A 16,185-nucleotide genomic window follows, 5' to 3' on the forward strand; every position below is an offset into this window, starting at 1 on the left:
ATCTGGGCCGAGGTGCGCCGGTGTCCCCGGGTTAGCAGACTGTTCATTTCGGCCGTCTATTGACAAGATGCGGGGTCGGGATGCGGCCCGGCGAAAGCTGCGAGCGAATGGACGACATGGTTCTCTCCAACTGGCCACCGGCGCAATGGGTGCCGCGACCGCGGGTCGGCGGGCCCACGCCGAGCGGCGCGTCGGCATGATCGCCGAGGTGTCGGGCGCGTGGAACTGCCGGGACGTCGCGCACGCCGCGGGCATCCGTGCCGGCCGGTTGTTCCGGTCGAGCGAACTGAGCGGGGTCGATGACGACGGTCGCGCGGCGCTCGGGCGGCTCGGTGTCACGGACGTGGCCGACCTGCGCTCGGTCGGCGAGGTCGAGCGCCACGGTGCCAGCGTCGTGCCCGACGGAGTCGCGGTGCACCGGCTCGCTTTCGACGGCGACCGGGTCGCGCCCCACGAACAGGCTTTCGAGCGCATGCTGTCGGAGAAGCCGGACGGCGAAGACCCGGTCGCGGCGGCGCGGCGCTTCATGATCGAAGAATACGAACGGTTTTCGGCGCTGCCGGGCACCCGCGCGGCGCTGGGCAAGGTCATCCGGATGGTCGCCGACGGGCGGTCGGTCCTGATCAGTTGCTTCGCCGGCAAGGATCGCACCGGCCTCGCCGTTGCCGTCGTCCTGGAAGCCGTCGGCGTCGACCGGGATTCGATCACCAGCGACTTCCTCGCCAGCAACGAGTCGGTGCCGGCGTTGCGCGAACACATCCTGCGGGGGATCGAGACCCGCACCGAGAAGGTCACTCCCGAGCTTCTCGACTACGTGCGGACCAGGCTGCCCGACCAGGTGCTCGGCGTGCGCGAGGAGTACCTGGACGCGGCGCGCAAGACCATCGACCGCCAGTACGGGTCACTGGCTCGGTTCCTCGGCGCGGCCGGCGTCGACGACCAGGCATTGCGGCGGGCGCGGTCGGCCCTGCTGAGTTAGCGCTCGAACGCGCCGAGCGCCCGCGCTATAGGCTCAGCGCGCGGCCCATGCGCGAGACGGCCTCGGTGAGGATGGCTCGCGACGTGGCGAAGTTCAGCCGTACGTAGCCGGCCCCGCCCGTTCCGAAGACGTGACCGGAGCTCAGCGCCACCCGGGCGTGGTCGAGAAACCAGCGGGCGGGTCCGGACAGATCGGCGACCACCGCCAGCCCGCTGGATGTCTGCTCGTCGATGCCGAGCTCCCGGCAGTCCAGCCAGGCGAGGTAAGTGCCTTGTGGCGGTTGGTATCTCACCCCCGGCAGGTGCTCTGAGACCAGGTCGGCCAAAAGCTCGCGGTTGTCGTCCAGGCCTTGCAGCAGCGCGTCGAGCCAGCGGTCACCGGTGCGAAACGCCTCGGCGTGCGCGATGACGCCGAAGTGGCTGGGACCGTGGCTGACCTCCTCGGGAACGCGGCGCAGGTCCGCGGCCGCCTCGGGGCCGGCGATGGCCAGGGCCGCCTTCAACCCGGACAGGTTCCACGCCTTGGACGCCGACGTCAGCGCGAACGCGTTCTCCGCCCCAGGGATGGTCAGGAAGGGGGTGAAGCGCGCCCCCGACAGGATCACCGGCGCGTGAATCTCGTCTGAGACCACCCGGACACCGAAGCGGCGGGCCAGCTCGGCGACCCGCCCGAGCTCTTCGTGGGAGTGCACCGCGCCCGTCGGGTTGTGCGGATTGCACAACAGGTAGGCGGCGTTGCCGCCGGAGGCCGTGGCCTTGGCGAAGGCTGACTCCAGCGCGTCGAAGTCCAGGCGGCCCTCGTGGTCGAGCGGCGCTTCGGCAACCCGGCGCCCGTCGTGCGTCACGAACGCGTAGAACGGCGCGTATACCGGCGGGTTGACGACGACGGTGTCGCCGCGGTCTGTGACGAGCCGCAGCATCTCGACGATTCCGAGCATCACGTCCGGGACGATAGTGGTGCGGTCGATCTCGACGTCGTGCCATTGCCAACGCCGCGAGGCGAATTCGCTGACGGCCTCGGCCAGCGCGGTGCCGGACGGGTACCCGGTGTCGCCGATGTCGATGGCCCGGCGAAGGGCGTCGGCCACCGTCGGCGCCAGGTTGACGTCCATCTCCGCGACCCACAACGGCAACACGTCGTCGGGGTGCGCGCGCCACTTGATGCTGGTGCGCTGTTGCAATTGGGCGAGCGTCAGCTCCTCGAGCGGGTTGAACGTCACTCCCGCAGCCTAAGCGCGCGCGAGAGAGCCGGCTCCCGAGCTACCCGGTGGCGAACGCGTGCGTCGGGATCGTCAGGGGCAGGTCGACCGAGCGGAGCAGCCCCGGGTCCGCGGCGACGACGTACGGTACGGCGTTGACGACGCGCATCGCAGTGGCGACCATGGCGCCCGCCCCCGACGTCATCCCGGCGATTCCGGCCCGACGAGGATCGCGCAGGGTGGCCGCCATGGTGCAGTCGATGTCCGGGTCGCCGGTGATCTTGACGCCATACGACAGATCGCCGATGCCGGTCGGCCAGTCGGGGGCGACGTCGTGGGCGAGCCGGGTGACGTGCTCGATGACGATCGCCTCGCGCCCGTCGACCACGCCGATAGCCTTCATCCGCAGCGCGCCGCACGTTCCCGCCTCGACGGTGCCCATCGCGACGTCGAGCGTTCGATTGGTGACCGCGCGGTCGAAATCCTCACGTATTTGCTGGATTTCGATGCCGAGCGCGTCGCCGATCATCCGGATCTGGCCCTGCCATTCGCCGGCGATCGCGCCGGGGTAGCTGACCCAGGGCGCGAAATCGAGCGGCTGACCGAAGCCCATTCCATTGATCATGATCTCGGGAACGCCGTAGTCGTCGTAGAGGCCGATCTCGAAAGCGTGGATCTTCTCGATCGACGACGATTGAGTGGCCAGCACCAGGGGCAGGTAGTCGGCGGCGAAGCCGGGTTCGATACCCGACGCGTACAGCGAGGCCTGGCCCTGCTTGGCCGCGGCGATCATCTGGTCGCGCCACTCGGCGGGCTCGTAGGCGTGCGGATTGACCAGACGCGTGGTGCTGGTCGTGACGACGTTGATCCCGGCTTCGAGCAGCCTGACGTAGTCCGGGACGGCCAGTGCGTCGCGCTCCGGGCCGCTCGCCGCGTAGATGACGCAGTCGGGCTTCAGGGCGATCAGCGCGTCCGCGTCGGCGGTGGCGGCCAAGCCGACGGGATCCCCGTTGACCAGCTCGCCGACGTCCTTGCCGGCCTTCTCCGGGGAGTGGACCCACACGCCCACCAGTTCCAGGTTGGGGCGTCGCTGGATGGCCCGGATCGCTATCGACCCGATGCCGCCCGTCGCCCACACCACGACGCGGTGTACAGCTGCTGCCATCGCGGATCCTTTCGTGCGCTTGGAGATCGACTTCGGAAGTGAATACCGAATGTTTGATCCGCAAGCTAACAGTCTCGGAGTATGCGGTCAAGGTTGATGCGGTTTTCGGCGGGAGAAGCCGAAGATTTGAACAAATGTTAGGTATCAGCGGGGTCGCGGCGGCTGCCCGCGTGACGCTCGGTCGATCAGGCGGTGGCGTCCACGAGGACCGCGCCGTCGGGCTGATTGCCGAGGGTCTGCAACGCAACGTCCCCGCCCCGGGCGGTCAGCCGAACGATCGCGGCCAACTGGTCGGGGGCGTCGCACTGCAGGTAGTGGTCGGCATTGGGGACCACCCAGTAGCGGTTGCGGCCGGGTTTGGCCTTCAGGTACTGCTGCCACACGTGGTTGGGCACCCGCAGCGGTGCGATGTTGTCGTGCAGGCCCCACACCACCGTCGTGTCGACCGGGCTCTTGGAAAGCGCTTCCAGCCAACCGGTCTCGTCGGCGGCGCGCTCGTTGAGATACTGGATCGTGTCGGGCAGCACGCGGACACCGTCGTTATGGGCGAAACACTTTGCCAGTGCCGCGATCTCGGGGTCGTCAAGCGTGCGCCTGGGCATGAACGTGCTGGCGCCCATGCCGGCGGCCAGCATTTCCGGCGTGGTCGCGGCGGCCGTGGCCCGCCCCGTGGCCGGGTCGAGCAGCGCGGTCTGGAACACCGTGAGGTTGGACAGCGGCAGATAGATGTTGGCGTTGGTCACGATGAGGTCGACGGGCACCTGTGGCGGCTCCTGGGCCGCCAACATGCCCAGCGCGATCATGCCGACGCTGCTGCCGCGGTCGTGGGTGAGCATGCGGTAGTCGGTCAGCCTCCACACCTGAGTGATCGCGTGCACCAGCAGCCGGGCGTCGTCGTACAGCGAATACACGTAGGGCTCGGGCGGCTTGTCCGACAGCCCGTAGCCCGGGAAGTCCAGGAGGTAGATGTCGAACTCGGAGCCGAGCTCCCTCGTCAGGGCGAAGTAATCGATGCTCGACGTCGGAAAGCCGTGCACGAGGACCAGAGGCGGTGCCCCCGCGGTGCCGCACCGTCGGCTGAACACCGAGACTTGCTGGCCGCCGTTGGCGGCGGTCGTCGACCGCCAGCGAAGCTCCGTGCCGCCGCCTTGCCACTCCGCGAAGATGTCCAAGCTGTCAGCATCGCAGAGGTGGTCACGGTTGGACAACCGTGGTTGCGACCGGTCGGCGGTTCAGGGGCACGTCACGTGAATGCCGAAGGTCACCGGGCGGGTGGCGCTCTGCCCCGGCGTGGAGGCCTGGCCGGTCCCGGTCACCGTGTAGCTCTTGCCGTCCTTGGTGGTCTGGACCTGCGTCGCCGATTGCGGCGCCTGGTAGGGCAACTGGTACTGGGCGTTGCCTGCGGTGAGTGAGAGCCCGAACCCGTCGACGCTGGGCGGTGTTTCGTCGGAGAGGGCCAACGACACCGACGCCGAATCGTCGCGAACGCTGATGCGCGTGGTGAGATCTCCGGATTCGGCGGGAATCGCGTTGCGTTGGGCCGCCGCGGTGGTGCAATCGACATTCGCGACCATCGTGTGCTTGTTCCCGTCGATCATGACAGTCGTGACCGATACGGGCTTGGAACTCGTGCTGGTGCCCGCACCGCTGCCTTTGCTCGAGCACGCCGAGAGATCCGCACTCAGCGCGACCATCCCGAGTGCGGCCGTCACGAGGACGATCCGCCGCCGAGCCGGGCGACTGTCCGGGTTCGCCATCTCACATCCTTCGCTAACACGCCAGAAGGACTATAGAGCCCGCCGCCACCGCGCGCTCACGGCCAGGCTTCCCAGCTGACCATGCTGCGCAACGGTCCGGCGAACAGTGGACGCACGGCGGAGGACCGCCAGCGCTCTTCGACCAGGGGAGCCAGGGCGTCGGTGACGCGCAGCGGGTCGTCGTCGAGATAGACGACGGTGACGTACTGCGGGGCCGTCTGCCACCCCCGGGGCGGGCGGTTCCACCCGCCGCTCGAGCCGAACGTCCATGCACCGGCGGTGCCCGCGGTCGCGAGCAGCGCCGGCGCGTGTTCGGCGTGCAACCACTGCAGCCACCCGTCGGGCCGTCCGTCGGCGGGTTCCTCGACGATCAGCAGCACCCCGCGGTGCGGACGGAACGGCACCACCTCGGCGGCGACCAGAGCCTGCGGGGAGCTGTGCCATTGCAGCAGGCGCAGCCCGCAGATCTGCAGCAGCGGTCGCATGACGGGGAAGCGGCCGTTATCCCGCAGCTCGCGACCGAGGGCGACGAAGTCGTCGAAGGTTTGCTCGACCGGGTCGCCGACCAGGTATTGCACCACGTTGCCGGTGTCGCCGAGGGGTCCGTGCGCGGCAAGCCGGTGGCCGGGGTAGTCGCCGTCCGCGATCCAGCGCAGCCCCAAGGTGATTCCCGGCAGCCGGTATTGCTCGGGCATGTGGTCGAGCAGGTGCCAACGCAGGTAGTCGTCGTCGGTGGGCGCCGCGGCGGTGAGGCTGAAAATGCCTGCCTTGACTCGGTTCACACGGAACTCCGGAGGCCGCTGCTTCCCGCGGGGTGGGCGTCCCCGCCAGCCGGCCGGCGCGTCATGGTGCAGATGCTACCGGGCGGCCGGCGTTTTGCTGCGGCACCGGGCAGGCGTAGATTCGAACAACGCTCGAATGAAGCGTCACGAAGGAGTGACTCTTGCCCACCGCTCACAAGCATGCCGCCGGGACTGTGGGCCCGCGGCGGCCCTACGGCGAACTCGGTCGCGCCGAGGTGGTGGCCGCCTTGCGCGACCTGGTGGGTCGCGTCGGTGTGCAAGGGGTGACCATGCGTGACCTGGCCGCCGAGTTGGGGGCCGCCGTGCCGTCGGTGTACTACCACGTCCCCGGGAAGCGGGCCGCCATCGATTTACTCGGCGAGTCGGTGCTGGCCGACATACCGGTTCCGGGGGTCGGCCGCTGGGACCAAAGGATCGTCGAGCTGTATTGTGCCGCAAGGGAAGTGATCATCGCTGTACCCGGCGTCGCCGGCATACTGCAGACCAGCGGTCCGAGCGAACCCGCGCGCAGGCTCGACCGGCTCAGCCGTGCACTGCTCACCGAAGCCGGGCTCGCCAAGGCCGACGCGGCCGCCGCCCATGAGGTGCTGTACACGTACCTGCTGGGCTCGGTGAGCCTGGAGGAGTCACGTCGGCTCACCGGATCGCCGCGCGGTAAACGCAGCACTGCCAACCAGTTCCGGACGGGGCTCAACGTGGTCGTGACCGGGATCAAAACCCTTGCGGAGAAGCGATGAACGTGCCGAAGCCCACACTGGTGGGGTCCCTGGTCGTCGAGAACCAGGACACTCCCGAGGATCGCGACGCCGCGGCTGTGCTGAACCCGGACACCTTCGTCGCCGGCGCCCCGTTCGACGCGCTGGCCCGGCTGCGAGCCGGTGCGCCCGTGCACCCGGTGCAGCTGCCCGGGCTGCCCCGGGCGTGGCTGTTGACCAAGCATGCCGACGTCCGGCTGGTCAGCCGCGACACCGACACCTTCACCAGTAGCAAGGGCAACACGCTGGTGGAGGTCGAGGCCGGGCCGAATTCGGCGATGCTGCCCGGCATCGACCCGCCCCGCCACGTGCACTACCGCAAACTGATCAACCAGGGTTTCACGGTGCGCAACGTGCAGCGCCTGGAGACGCGGATGCGCCAGGTGGCGCGTGACATCGTCGCCGACATCATCGCCAAGGGCGACTTCGACGCCGTCACCGACATCTCCGCGGAGATGTCCTTACAGGTGATCGCCGAAGTGCTCGGGGTCCCCGCCGAAGACCGCATGGACGTCTTCCGATGGAGCAACGCCATCGGCAGCCTGGGCATCGAAGATCCCGACTACGCCCCGGGTCCTGAAGCTCTCGGGCAGGCGGCGGCCGAAATGTTCTCGTATTGTGGCGAATTGGTGAAGCATCGGCGCAGGCACGGTCTCACCGACGACATTTTGTCGGCCCTTCTCGCCGCCGAGGTCGACGGCGAAAAGCTCAACCGCGATCAGCTCAACGAGTTCTTCCTGCTGCTGGCGATCGCCGGCAACGAGACCACCCGCAACACGCTCAGTCACGCCATCCTGGCGCTCTCCGACCATCCCGATCAACGAGCCCTGTTGGCCCGCGACCGCGATGCGGTGAAGGCCGCGGTCGAGGAGTTGCTGCGCTGGGCCACCCCGGTGATGCACTTTCGGCGCACCGTAACCCGCGACGTCGAGATCCGCGGCCAACGGATCCCCACCGGGGACTGGGTGCTGATGCACTACCTGTCGGCCAACCGCGACGAGGAGGTGTTCGACCGGGCCGCCCGGCTCGACGTCACCCGGCCGGACGCCGGCCACGCGGCGTTCGGGGGCGGGGGAGTGCACTTCTGCCTCGGCGCCCAGTTGGCCCGCCTCGAACTGCGCGTCATGCTCGAAGAGTTGTACGCGAGCGTGCCGCATCTGACGGTCACGGGTGCACCGGACCGGCTGCGCTCGTCGTTTTTCCACGGCATCAAGCGACTGCCCTGCAGCCTGGGTCAGAGTTAGTCACGTTCGGCCCGGCGACATCAGCCCCGGCTGACCCGGCGGTGCGGATCCGAACTCCATTCGGACCAGGAGCCCGGATACAGCGCGGCGTCACGACCCGTGGCGGCCAGCGCCGCGATGGTCACGGTCGCGGTGACGCCCGAGCCGCAGTAGACCCCGAGATCGCCGTCGAAGTCCACGCCGCTGTCGGACAGCACTTGCGACAGCGGGCCGGGCTCGAGGAACGTGCCGTCGGCCGAGAGCACAGCGGTGCTGGGCACGTTCACGGCGTCGGGTATGTGACCGGCAACGGGGTCGAGGGGTTCGACGTCGCCGCGGAACCGTTCCGGAGCGCGCGCGTCGAGCAACGTCACGGCGCCGGTTTGCTGCGCCGTCAACGCACTTCGGCTGCCGGCGTACAAATCGTCATGCCGCACAGTGACGTTCCCGGGCGACGGTTCGACCGGACCCGTCTGGAGGTCCCGCCCGGTCGCCCGCCACGCGGCCAGCCCGCCGTCCAGGATCCGGACCTGGTCCAGTCCCGCCGCGGTCAGCACCCACCACGCCCGCGCGGAACCGGCCCGATTCCAGTCGTCGTAGACCACCACCGGCGTGCCCTGCCGGATTCCCCAACGCCGGGCGGCCGCCTGCAGATCCTGGCCCGAGGGCAGCGGATGGCGGCCGCGGCCGGTGATCGTGTGATCGCTGAGCTCGTCGTCGAGCGACACATACACCGCGCCCGGAATGTGGCCCCGGGTATAGGCTTGGCGGCCGTCGGGAGCGTCCACCCGCCAGCGCACGTCCAGGATGGTCACCGGGTCACCGGCGTCGATCAGTGCGGCCAGTTCGGTGGCGGTGATCAGCACCTGGTTGCGAGCTTTCACGGATAGGCCCTCCTTGTCGCTCGTGCGAGGCTGGCAACGAGAATGCAATTAAACTCTGGGGGAACTAAAAGTGAACGGCGGTTTGATCTTTAGGTTATGCCCGTCGCCGCCGCCCGCGCGCTATTGACCCCTCAACCCCTGCCGCGCAAGGATTGAGCGCAACGAAATTCCGACGGTGACGACTTCGGACCCTAGCCCCTGCCCGATGTCGATGTGAAGCTTCGAAGGTGATGAGCAAATGAGATTCAAGACTTCTGCATGCGCGCTCGCCGCGGCCGCCGCCGTGCTGTTGCCCGCCGGCACGGCGCGCGCCGACCAGAATGACACCGACTTCAGCAACTATCTCCAGTCGCACGGCATCAACCTGGGCTCGACGTCGCAGGTCGTGAACATGGCGAAGGTCATGTGCAAAGACCTCGACGCGGGCTACAGCCAGAAGGACGAGATCGACCAGCTGACGGGCACGGCGAAGCTGACCCAGCAGCAGGCCGAGGCCTTCATCGGCGCGGCCACCGCCGACTACTGCCCGGGCAAGCATTCACCCAACAAGCCGGGCACCTGACGGAACCCGGCCGGGCTGCGCCTGAGCCGGTCTACCGACTGATGGTCTGGTATACCGACCACTGGTCGGTATACACTCATCCCAACCATGGAGGTTGGGCGATGAGCGCACCAGATCAAGCGCAGATCCGCACCCGCATGTTCGCCCGCGTCCTGGGCCCGTTCTTCACGATCGTGCCCACCACGGTCGCGGTGCGCGGCTCGTACATGCAGACGTTGTTCACCGAATTCAAGGCAAATCCAATGTGGCCGTGGCTTTTTGGCGCCATCCTACTGATGTCCGGCCTGATCGTCATCGCGTTCCACCAGTACTGGCGCAGCCCGGCGGCGATCATCGTATCGGTGCTGGGCTGGTTCCTGGCGATCCGCGGGGTGCTGCTACTGACCGTGCCGTCGGCCTACGACGCCGCCGGCAACGGGATCTACAGTGCGGGTGCCACCGCGGCGATCTGGGCGCTCTTCGGCTGCCTGGCCTCGGCCGGGCTCTACCTGACCTACGTCGGTTGGAAGCCGGAGGGCCGCCCGCATGCCGCGGGTCGTTAAGCACCCCGATATCCGCAGGGCGGAGCTGCTCGATCGGGCCTCGGAGCTCTTCCTGCGGCACGGCTACGACAATGTGAGCCTCAACGACGTGATCGCGGACGCCGGGGTGTCCAAAGGCGCCTTTTATCACTGGTTTCCGTCTAAGGATTCGCTGGTGGCAGCCTTGGCCGAACGCAGTGCGCGCGAGGCGTTCGCCCGTGTCGAGCACGCTGTCGAGCAGTGCAGTGGGGGTGCGCTGTCCCGGCTCAACGCGGCCTTGGCGGCCGGGTTTCGGGTCAAGATGCAGATGGCCGCACCGGAGCAGCTCGCTGCGATGGCGTCGTTGCTGCAACCCAGCAACGCCCACCTGTACGGGCGGATCCTCGCCGTCGAAGAGGCGCTCTTCCTACCCCTGCTGGCACGAGTGATCGCCGAGGGTGTTTCAGAGGGCGTGTTCGACACGTTCGACGCCGAAGGCGTGGCCGACATGATTTACGGTCTTGCCGCACGCACGAACTCGAAGATCCTGGATGTCCTGCGGGCGGCCGACGAAGCTTCCCGCGCCGGTGCTATCGACATTCTGACAACGAGATTCACGCTGCACGGGATCGCCGTCGACCGAATCCTCGGGGTGCCCGACGGGAGCGTCATCACGCTCACACGCGGAGAGGTCGAAGCGATGGTCGCCGCGCTGCCGCGCAGCTTTATCTAGCGTCCGGAGCCGCTAATTCGCTCGCAGCAGGTTCGATGTGGACACTACGCGGTGTGTTCGGCGTCGTCGTGCGGGCCGTCGGTCGCCGGCGCGCCCAGCGACGCCAGCATGCCGGCGGCGGCGCGGTGCCAGGTGAAGTCCTCGGCGCGGCGGCGCGCGCAGCGGCGGCGTTGGTGTTCGGGGCGGCTGACGACGGCACTGACGGCGCTGGCGATGGCGGCCGGGTCGTTGTCGGCGAAGGCGCCGCTGTCCGGGGTGATGATCTCGGTCAGCGCCGAGGTGCGCGACACCACGGCCGGGGTTCCGCACGCCAGCGACTCGAGTGCGGCCAGCCCGAAGGTCTCATGCGGTCCGGGCGCCAGCGTGACGTCGGCCGTGGCCAGCAGGCCGGCGACGGCGTGCCGATCGTTGACGAAGCCGGTGAAGTCGATCGGCAGCCGGGACGCCTGCCGTTCGAGGCGGGCCCGCAGCGGGCCCTCGCCGACGACGACCAGCCGGGCGTCGACGCCCGCGTGACACAGCCTGCCGAGGGCGTCGATGCTGCGGTCGACCCGCTTCTCCACCGACAGCCGGCCGCAGTGCACCAACAGCATCTGATTCGGCGCCGCCCAGCGCCGCCGCACCAGGTAGGAGTGGCGGCTCGGATGGAAGGTCTGCAGGTCGACGCCCAGCGGCACGGTGACCGTGTTCGTCGCGCCGATGCGGTCGAACTCCTCGCGCGCGAAACCCGTGGTGCACACCACTGTGTCGTAGTCGGCGGCGGTGCGCGCGTTGGCGATGTCAGCGAACTTGCGTGCCGGCGGGCCCGGAAGTACCTGTCCCACAAGCCGATCCAGGCGTTCATGCGAGATCATCACTGTCTTGGCGCCGTGTTCGCGGCCCCACCTCCCCAGCGACCTCAGCGTGAGCCGGTCCGAGACTTCCAGCGCATCCGGCTCCAGCGCCTGCAGCAGCGCCTTGACCGGACCGGGCATCACCGCGCGGTATCCACCGGTGAGCGGAATGAGCCGGGCGGGCAGGGTGATTCGGACCACGCCGGTGTGCATCCGGCAGCGCTGCGCGCGCTGACCGGGAACGACCAGGAAGACCTCGTGCCCGTTGGCGCAGTACTCCGCGCCCAGGCGATCGACCGCGGTGCGAAGGCCGCCGGAGCGCGGGCCATAGAAGTTGGCGACCTGAACAACACGCATACCGCGAGAAGACGCGGTGCGCGTGTGCAGTCCACGATGTCGAATCGACGCGCGCCTGAATACTGCATGAATTCCGCTCGCCGGGGCCGACACCACGCGCTATAACCTGTGCTTACGTGACGAGCGTGTCACCAACGGGGATAATGGATAATTTGCGTGGCCGGCCGAGGAGTGGTGCATGACAGAATCCGCGGGCGCGGCCGCTGGTAAACCGCCAAGATCGACGCTGGGCGCCGTCTCGCTGGCCTTGGCAGTGGTCGCCTTGGTGGTGTTCCTTGTGCCGGTCGTCACCGGCGTCGTGGACCCCGGGTCGCTCGATCAGAAATCGGCCGTCGTGGTCGCGTCGTCATGCCTCGTCTTCGGGGCGTCGGCGGCGGTAATCGGCGGGGTCGCCCGGCGGCGAGTCAAGCGGGGCGTCGCCGCCGGCGGCGGCCTGGCGGTCGCCGGCCTCGCACTCGGGCTCCTCGCGGTGGTGTCGCCCGTGGTGCTGCTCGCGTTCGTGGGATTCGACGTGCACGCCGGGTACGAGGCGTTCCGGGCGTGCGTCAGGGGGTCGGGTGCCTCGTATCCGAGTTACCTGTGTCTCAAGGAATGCCCGGATGTTCTGGAATCGTTGTGCCGCAAAGCAGTTGGGTGGTGACGAGCGGCTCAATCCGGGTTCTTGGACCTCGGGCCCTCGGCCTTGTCGATCCGCTCGGCGAGGTCGGCGCCGGACAGCTGCGCCCCGAGGAACGCACCCGACGTCGGCAGGCTCAGATGCATCTGTGATGCCCCGCTGACCGCGATCTGCCCGCGCTCGAGTACGAAGTCGAGGATGTGGCCGCCGCGGGTGCGGTCGTCGTCGAGGAAGTGCAGGTGGTATCCGGCCACGGAGATGCCCTGCTCGAACTCGGGCGTCCGGAACCCCACGACGGTGCCCGAGACGCCGGTGAACACCATCTCGGCCTGCTCCTCCGTCGCCTGGGTGAGCGGCGGATAGGGCGGCCGCTGTGCCATCACCGTGCGGGTGCGCAATTCGGCGAAGCGCCCGGTGATGCGGATGGCGTAGATCAAATTAGCGCTTTCGATCCGGCGGTCGATGGCGGCGAGCAACTCGGTTCGGCCGGTGGGCCGTTCGACCGTCATCTCGAAGTCGCTATGGAACCGGGTGACCGCGGCGAACGGGGTGCGGTCGGTGGGCGCCGCCCGGGAGGCGGTGCCGTCGGCGCGTAACCGGTAGCAGACGCCGTCGAGAACGACCATCTCGCCGTCGAGGTGGTTGAAGGTGCCCAGGCCGAAGTCGCCGTGTCGCAGGATGTCGGCTACGGTGACGTCACCGTCGTAGACGCCCTCGAGCAGGGCGCTGATCGTCGAGAACTGATAGACCTCGTTGTCGTGATCGTCCGAGGGCTTCTGGTGATCGAGAAGCCTTGTCGCCCAATGGCGGAAGCGGTCATAGGCGGTGGTCATGGTCGTGTTGTTTCCCGGCTCACTCGAAGGGGTCGTCGTGCAGGTGCGCGGCCAGCTCGACGTTGTGGCTGTAGTCCACCGGCACATCGATCAGCGACGGCCCGTCCTCGGTCAGCGCCCGGCGCAGGGTGGCGCTGAACTCGTCGAGGGTGTGCACCCGGTATCCGCGAGCGCCGAACGCAGCTGCGTAGGAGACGGTGTCATAGTCACCGAGCTGCACCCCCGATTCGCGGCCGTACTTGAGGACCTCCTGGAAGCCCACCATGTTGTAGGTGTTGTCGCGAAAGATGATGTGGGTGAAGCTCAGCCCGAGCCGGGTGGCGGTCTCGAGTTCCTGGGCCGAGAACAGGAATCCACCGTCGCCGGACACCGACACGACCGGGGTGCCGGGGCGCACCAGGCAGGCGGCCATCGCCCACGGCAGCGCGACGCCGAGCGTCTGCTGCCCGTTGGAGAACAGCAGTCGCCGCGGTTCGTACACGCGGAAATGGCGGGCCATGTAGATGTACACCGAGCCGATGTCGCAGGTGATCGTCGCGTCGTCACCGAGCTCGTCGCGCAGCCGCAACACGACGGCCACCGGGTTGAGCCCCGGCCCGTCCGGTGCGCGCTCACGCGCGGCGATATCGATGTCGGTCAACGCTTTTCGCTGCCGGGCGATGGCGTCGGAGTATTCGCCGGTGAGCGTGAGGCCGGCCAGGGCGTCGGTCAGCGCGGTCAGGGTGGCCGCGACGCTGCCGAGCAGTTCGAGGGCCGGCCGGTAGTGGTTGTCGATGTCGGCGGGCACCGAGTCGACGTGGACGATGGTGCGCTCGGCGTCGCCGTTCCATTGCGCCGGGTCGTATTCGACCGCGTCATAGCCGACGGCGATCAGGACGTCGGCGTGGGCGAGGACCACGTCGCCCGGCTGGTTGCGGAAGAGGCCCACCCGGCCCAGGAAGTGGCGCTCCAGCGCGCGCGAGATCACCCCGGCGGCCTGGAAGGTTTCGACGACGGGCAGCCCGGTGGTGGCGACCAGGGCGCGCAGCGCCAGGCAGCTGTCCGGGTCGGCGCCGCGGCTGCCGACCAACAGAGCGGGGCGGCGCGCGGTACGGACCAGCTCGGCCGCCGCGGCGATCGCCGCCGAGGGGGCGGCCGCCATGGGCGGTATCGGCAGCCGGTCGGTGATTCCCGCGGTCGTGGTGGCGGCCAGGACGTCAGCGGGCAGCACGACGGCCGCCGCCCCGCGCGGCTCGCCGGCCGCGGCGCGAAACGCCGCCACGGTGGCCTCGGCCGCGTTGTCCGGGTCGTTGATCTCGCCGGTGAATTTGGTGACCGTGCGCAGCAGTGCGGCGGCGTCCATCGACTGGTGGGTGCGCTTGAGCCGGTCCTCGCGCCGCACCGCGCCGCACAGCGCAACCAGCGGGTCCTGCTCGGTGTTGGCGGTCAGCAGACCGGTGGCCAGGTTGGCGGTGCCGGGCCCCGACGTCACCAACACCACCCCGGGCGTGCCGGTGAGGCGGCCGATCGCCCCGGCCATGAACGCGGCGTTCTGTTCGTGGCGGCACACGATGAGCTGCGGACCGGAGTCGGCCAGCGCGTCGTAGACCGCGTCGATCTTGGCGCCTGGCACACCGAAGACGTATTCGACGCCCTGGGCCGACAGGACGTCGACGATTTTCTGCGCGCTGCGCACGGGTGCACCGCAATCCGTCGGGGCCATGCACCCAGCCAAGCATGTGTCCGGCGGTGTGGCGAGGGGAGACCTTGACCATCCACACATGGCTTGGTGTATGGTCCGAGCGAGGTGCGGCGATTAGGAGGCAGGGGTGACTATCGAGAGCGTGCGGCCGATGGAGATCAACGAGGATCTGACACGGCGGGCCCTGCGATTGGTGCTCGACAAGACCACCGACATGGCCGCCGAGGTGTTGCGGGTGCCGCTGAACTATTACCGCGACCCCAAGCTCGCCGACGTCGAGGAGTCGCAGATGTTGCGGCGGACGCCCCTGGCGATCCTGCCCAGCGTGCAGGTCCCGAACCCGAACGATTTCGAAGTTCGCTCCGTGCTGGGAAGTTCGCTGCTGGTGACCCGCGACGGCGCGGGCGTGAGCCACGTGTTCTTGAACTACTGCCGCCACCGCGGCGCGATGCCGGCCTGCGGTGCGGGCAACGCCTCGCGGTTCACCTGCCCCTACCATGCCTGGACCTACCGGAACACCGGCGATTTGGCCAGTCTCCCGGGCAAGTCCGGCTTCACCGGCATCCGCACCGAGGATTACGGGCTGGTCGAGTTGCCGAGCGAGGAGGCCTACGGCTTCATCTGGGCGGTGCTGCGCCCCGGCGCGGCGATCGACATCGACGCGCACCTGGGTCCGGTGCGGACGCAGCTCGCCGAACTCGACTACGGGTCGTTCGGGTATCACGCCCACCGCGAATTCACCTCCGAGGTGTCGTGGAAGGGAGCTCTGGAGGCGTTCGCCGAGGGTTACCACTTCCCGTTCGTGCACGGTCAGAGCCTGATCGGGCAGAACGCGTTGCCCAACGTGGCGATCTACGACGAGTACGGCAGGCATCACCGGCTCGGGTTTCCGTTCAACTGGATCACCAACCTCGACGGCGACCCGGCCGGGTCGTGGGATGTGCGCGACAACATGGGGCTGATCTACTGGATCTATCCGAACCTGATCCTGGCCAACAGCAATGTCGGTGTGGAGGTCATCGACATCCTGCCCGCGGGCGCCCCGACCCGCTGCACGGTGCGCCACAGCTGGCTGGCGCGGATACCGGCGACCAGTGACGAGCAGCGCGGCGTCTACGACATGATCTACGACGCCGTGCACGCGGCGGTGCGCGACGAGGACTTCGCGATGCTGCCCCAGTGCGGCGAGGGCGTGCGGCAGGGCGGGCACGACCATATGATCATCGGCCGCAACGAGATCGGCGTGCAACACATGATCAAGGTGTTCGCCGAGGTCCTGGGAGTCGCGCTGGACTAGGGTACGTGG

At 68.5% G+C, this 16,185-nt stretch carries 17 protein-coding genes; 8 read left to right on the top strand and 9 right to left on the bottom strand.

Going from position 1 to position 16,185, the window contains the following annotated elements; genetic code table 11:
• Window positions 1–145 precede the first annotated feature (145 nt).
• Entirely contained in the window at window positions 146–979 is an 834-nt protein-coding gene (locus tag G6N48_RS03595; RefSeq protein WP_269475418.1) for a tyrosine-protein phosphatase, read from the top strand.
• Window positions 980–1,004: 25 nt separating this feature from the next.
• Here G6N48_RS03595 and G6N48_RS03600 read toward each other — a convergent pair whose 3' ends face one another.
• The 5 genes from G6N48_RS03600 to G6N48_RS03620 all read right to left on the bottom strand — a co-directional run bounded on the left by G6N48_RS03600 (window position 1,005) and on the right by G6N48_RS03620 (window position 5,881).
• A complete protein-coding gene (locus tag G6N48_RS03600) occupies window positions 1,005–2,198 on the bottom strand; it encodes a MalY/PatB family protein (protein WP_085267579.1) in 1,194 nt (397 codons plus the stop codon).
• A gap of 40 nt (window positions 2,199–2,238) precedes the next feature.
• Window positions 2,239–3,342, bottom strand: a complete 1,104-nt coding sequence (locus tag G6N48_RS03605) for an NAD(P)H-dependent amine dehydrogenase family protein (RefSeq protein ID WP_085267580.1) — start codon at window positions 3,340–3,342, stop codon at window positions 2,239–2,241.
• 185 nt (window positions 3,343–3,527) lie between these two features.
• Window positions 3,528–4,514 carry an alpha/beta fold hydrolase gene (locus G6N48_RS03610; protein ID WP_085267581.1) on the bottom strand — a complete coding sequence of 329 codons (987 nt, stop codon included), beginning with the start codon at window positions 4,512–4,514 and terminating at the stop codon, window positions 3,528–3,530.
• Between the two features lie 60 nt (window positions 4,515–4,574).
• Window positions 4,575–5,099 carry a lipoprotein LpqH gene (locus G6N48_RS03615; RefSeq protein WP_085267582.1) on the bottom strand — a complete coding sequence of 175 codons (525 nt, stop codon included), beginning with the start codon at window positions 5,097–5,099 and terminating at the stop codon, window positions 4,575–4,577.
• 56 nt (window positions 5,100–5,155) lie between these two features.
• Window positions 5,156–5,881 carry a hypothetical protein gene (locus G6N48_RS03620; RefSeq protein WP_085267583.1) on the bottom strand — a complete coding sequence of 242 codons (726 nt, stop codon included), beginning with the start codon at window positions 5,879–5,881 and terminating at the stop codon, window positions 5,156–5,158.
• 161 nt (window positions 5,882–6,042) lie between these two features.
• Between G6N48_RS03620 and G6N48_RS03625 the strand changes: the two genes are divergently transcribed.
• Both G6N48_RS03625 and G6N48_RS03630 read left to right on the top strand, forming a co-directional pair.
• Entirely contained in the window at window positions 6,043–6,639 is a 597-nt protein-coding gene (locus G6N48_RS03625; RefSeq protein ID WP_232066528.1) for a TetR/AcrR family transcriptional regulator, read from the top strand.
• Entirely contained in the window at window positions 6,636–7,901 is a 1,266-nt protein-coding gene (locus tag G6N48_RS03630; RefSeq protein WP_085267584.1) for a cytochrome P450, read from the top strand. Before G6N48_RS03625 ends, G6N48_RS03630 begins: the two co-directional genes overlap by 4 nt.
• Before the next feature lie 20 nt (window positions 7,902–7,921).
• On the opposite strand, the gene G6N48_RS03635 is transcribed toward G6N48_RS03630, so the two are convergent.
• Entirely contained in the window at window positions 7,922–8,764 is an 843-nt protein-coding gene (locus G6N48_RS03635) for a sulfurtransferase (RefSeq protein WP_085267585.1), read from the bottom strand.
• A 238-nt stretch (window positions 8,765–9,002) separates the two neighbouring features.
• On the opposite strand from G6N48_RS03635, the gene G6N48_RS03640 reads away from it, so the two are divergent.
• From G6N48_RS03640 to G6N48_RS03650, 3 genes are all read left to right on the top strand, one after another.
• Entirely contained in the window at window positions 9,003–9,326 is a 324-nt protein-coding gene (locus G6N48_RS03640; RefSeq protein WP_085267586.1) for a DUF732 domain-containing protein, read from the top strand.
• 101 nt (window positions 9,327–9,427) lie between these two features.
• Window positions 9,428–9,868 carry a hypothetical protein gene (locus G6N48_RS03645; RefSeq protein ID WP_085267587.1) on the top strand — a complete coding sequence of 147 codons (441 nt, stop codon included), beginning with the start codon at window positions 9,428–9,430 and terminating at the stop codon, window positions 9,866–9,868.
• Entirely contained in the window at window positions 9,852–10,559 is a 708-nt protein-coding gene (locus G6N48_RS03650; protein ID WP_085267588.1) for a TetR/AcrR family transcriptional regulator, read from the top strand. The genes G6N48_RS03645 and G6N48_RS03650 overlap by 17 nt, the downstream gene beginning before the upstream one ends.
• Window positions 10,560–10,603: 44 nt before the next feature.
• Here G6N48_RS03650 and G6N48_RS03655 read toward each other — a convergent pair whose 3' ends face one another.
• Window positions 10,604–11,749, bottom strand: a complete 1,146-nt coding sequence (locus tag G6N48_RS03655; protein ID WP_085267589.1) for a glycosyltransferase — start codon at window positions 11,747–11,749, stop codon at window positions 10,604–10,606.
• Window positions 11,750–11,927: 178 nt separating this feature from the next.
• Here G6N48_RS03655 and G6N48_RS03660 point away from each other — a divergent pair, with 178 nt between their 5' ends.
• Window positions 11,928–12,389, top strand: a complete 462-nt coding sequence (locus G6N48_RS03660) for a hypothetical protein (protein WP_139825613.1) — start codon at window positions 11,928–11,930, stop codon at window positions 12,387–12,389.
• Between the two features lie 8 nt (window positions 12,390–12,397).
• Here G6N48_RS03660 and budA read toward each other — a convergent pair whose 3' ends face one another.
• On the bottom strand, window positions 12,398–13,198 hold the full coding sequence (gene budA, locus G6N48_RS03665; protein WP_085267591.1) for an acetolactate decarboxylase: 801 nt from the start codon (window positions 13,196–13,198) through the stop codon (window positions 12,398–12,400).
• A 19-nt stretch (window positions 13,199–13,217) separates the two neighbouring features.
• Complete coding sequence (gene alsS, locus G6N48_RS03670) at window positions 13,218–14,900, bottom strand: acetolactate synthase AlsS (RefSeq protein ID WP_085267592.1); 1,683 nt, start codon at window positions 14,898–14,900, stop codon at window positions 13,218–13,220.
• Window positions 14,901–15,030: 130 nt separating this feature from the next.
• Here alsS and G6N48_RS03675 point away from each other — a divergent pair, with 130 nt between their 5' ends.
• Entirely contained in the window at window positions 15,031–16,176 is a 1,146-nt protein-coding gene (locus tag G6N48_RS03675; RefSeq protein WP_085267593.1) for an aromatic ring-hydroxylating oxygenase subunit alpha, read from the top strand.
• Window positions 16,177–16,185 lie beyond the last annotated feature (9 nt).

The organism is Mycobacterium parmense (genome assembly GCF_010730575.1).
GTDB classification, from domain to species: Bacteria; Actinomycetota; Actinomycetes; order Mycobacteriales; family Mycobacteriaceae; genus Mycobacterium; species Mycobacterium parmense.

Bases quoted from the DNA above. Each gene is read 5' to 3' on its own strand.
- G6N48_RS03615 (WP_085267582.1), bottom strand. From the start codon at position 5,099: ATGGCGAACCCGGACAGTCGCCCGGCTCGGCGGCGGATCGTCCTCGTG.
- G6N48_RS03675 (WP_085267593.1), top strand. From the start codon at position 15,031: ATGGAGATCAACGAGGATCTGACACGGCGGGCCCTGCGATTGGTGCTC.
- G6N48_RS03595 (WP_269475418.1), top strand. From the start codon at position 146: ATGGGTGCCGCGACCGCGGGTCGGCGGGCCCACGCCGAGCGGCGCGTC.
- G6N48_RS03650 (WP_085267588.1), top strand. From the start codon at position 9,852: ATGCCGCGGGTCGTTAAGCACCCCGATATCCGCAGGGCGGAGCTGCTC.
- alsS (WP_085267592.1), bottom strand. From the start codon at position 14,900: ATGGCCCCGACGGATTGCGGTGCACCCGTGCGCAGCGCGCAGAAAATC.
- G6N48_RS03645 (WP_085267587.1), top strand. From the start codon at position 9,428: ATGAGCGCACCAGATCAAGCGCAGATCCGCACCCGCATGTTCGCCCGC.
- G6N48_RS03660 (WP_139825613.1), top strand. From the start codon at position 11,928: ATGACAGAATCCGCGGGCGCGGCCGCTGGTAAACCGCCAAGATCGACG.
- G6N48_RS03605 (WP_085267580.1), bottom strand. From the start codon at position 3,342: ATGGCAGCAGCTGTACACCGCGTCGTGGTGTGGGCGACGGGCGGCATC.
- G6N48_RS03630 (WP_085267584.1), top strand. From the start codon at position 6,636: ATGAACGTGCCGAAGCCCACACTGGTGGGGTCCCTGGTCGTCGAGAAC.
- G6N48_RS03640 (WP_085267586.1), top strand. From the start codon at position 9,003: ATGAGATTCAAGACTTCTGCATGCGCGCTCGCCGCGGCCGCCGCCGTG.
- G6N48_RS03655 (WP_085267589.1), bottom strand. From the start codon at position 11,749: ATGCGTGTTGTTCAGGTCGCCAACTTCTATGGCCCGCGCTCCGGCGGC.
- budA (WP_085267591.1), bottom strand. From the start codon at position 13,198: ATGACCACCGCCTATGACCGCTTCCGCCATTGGGCGACAAGGCTTCTC.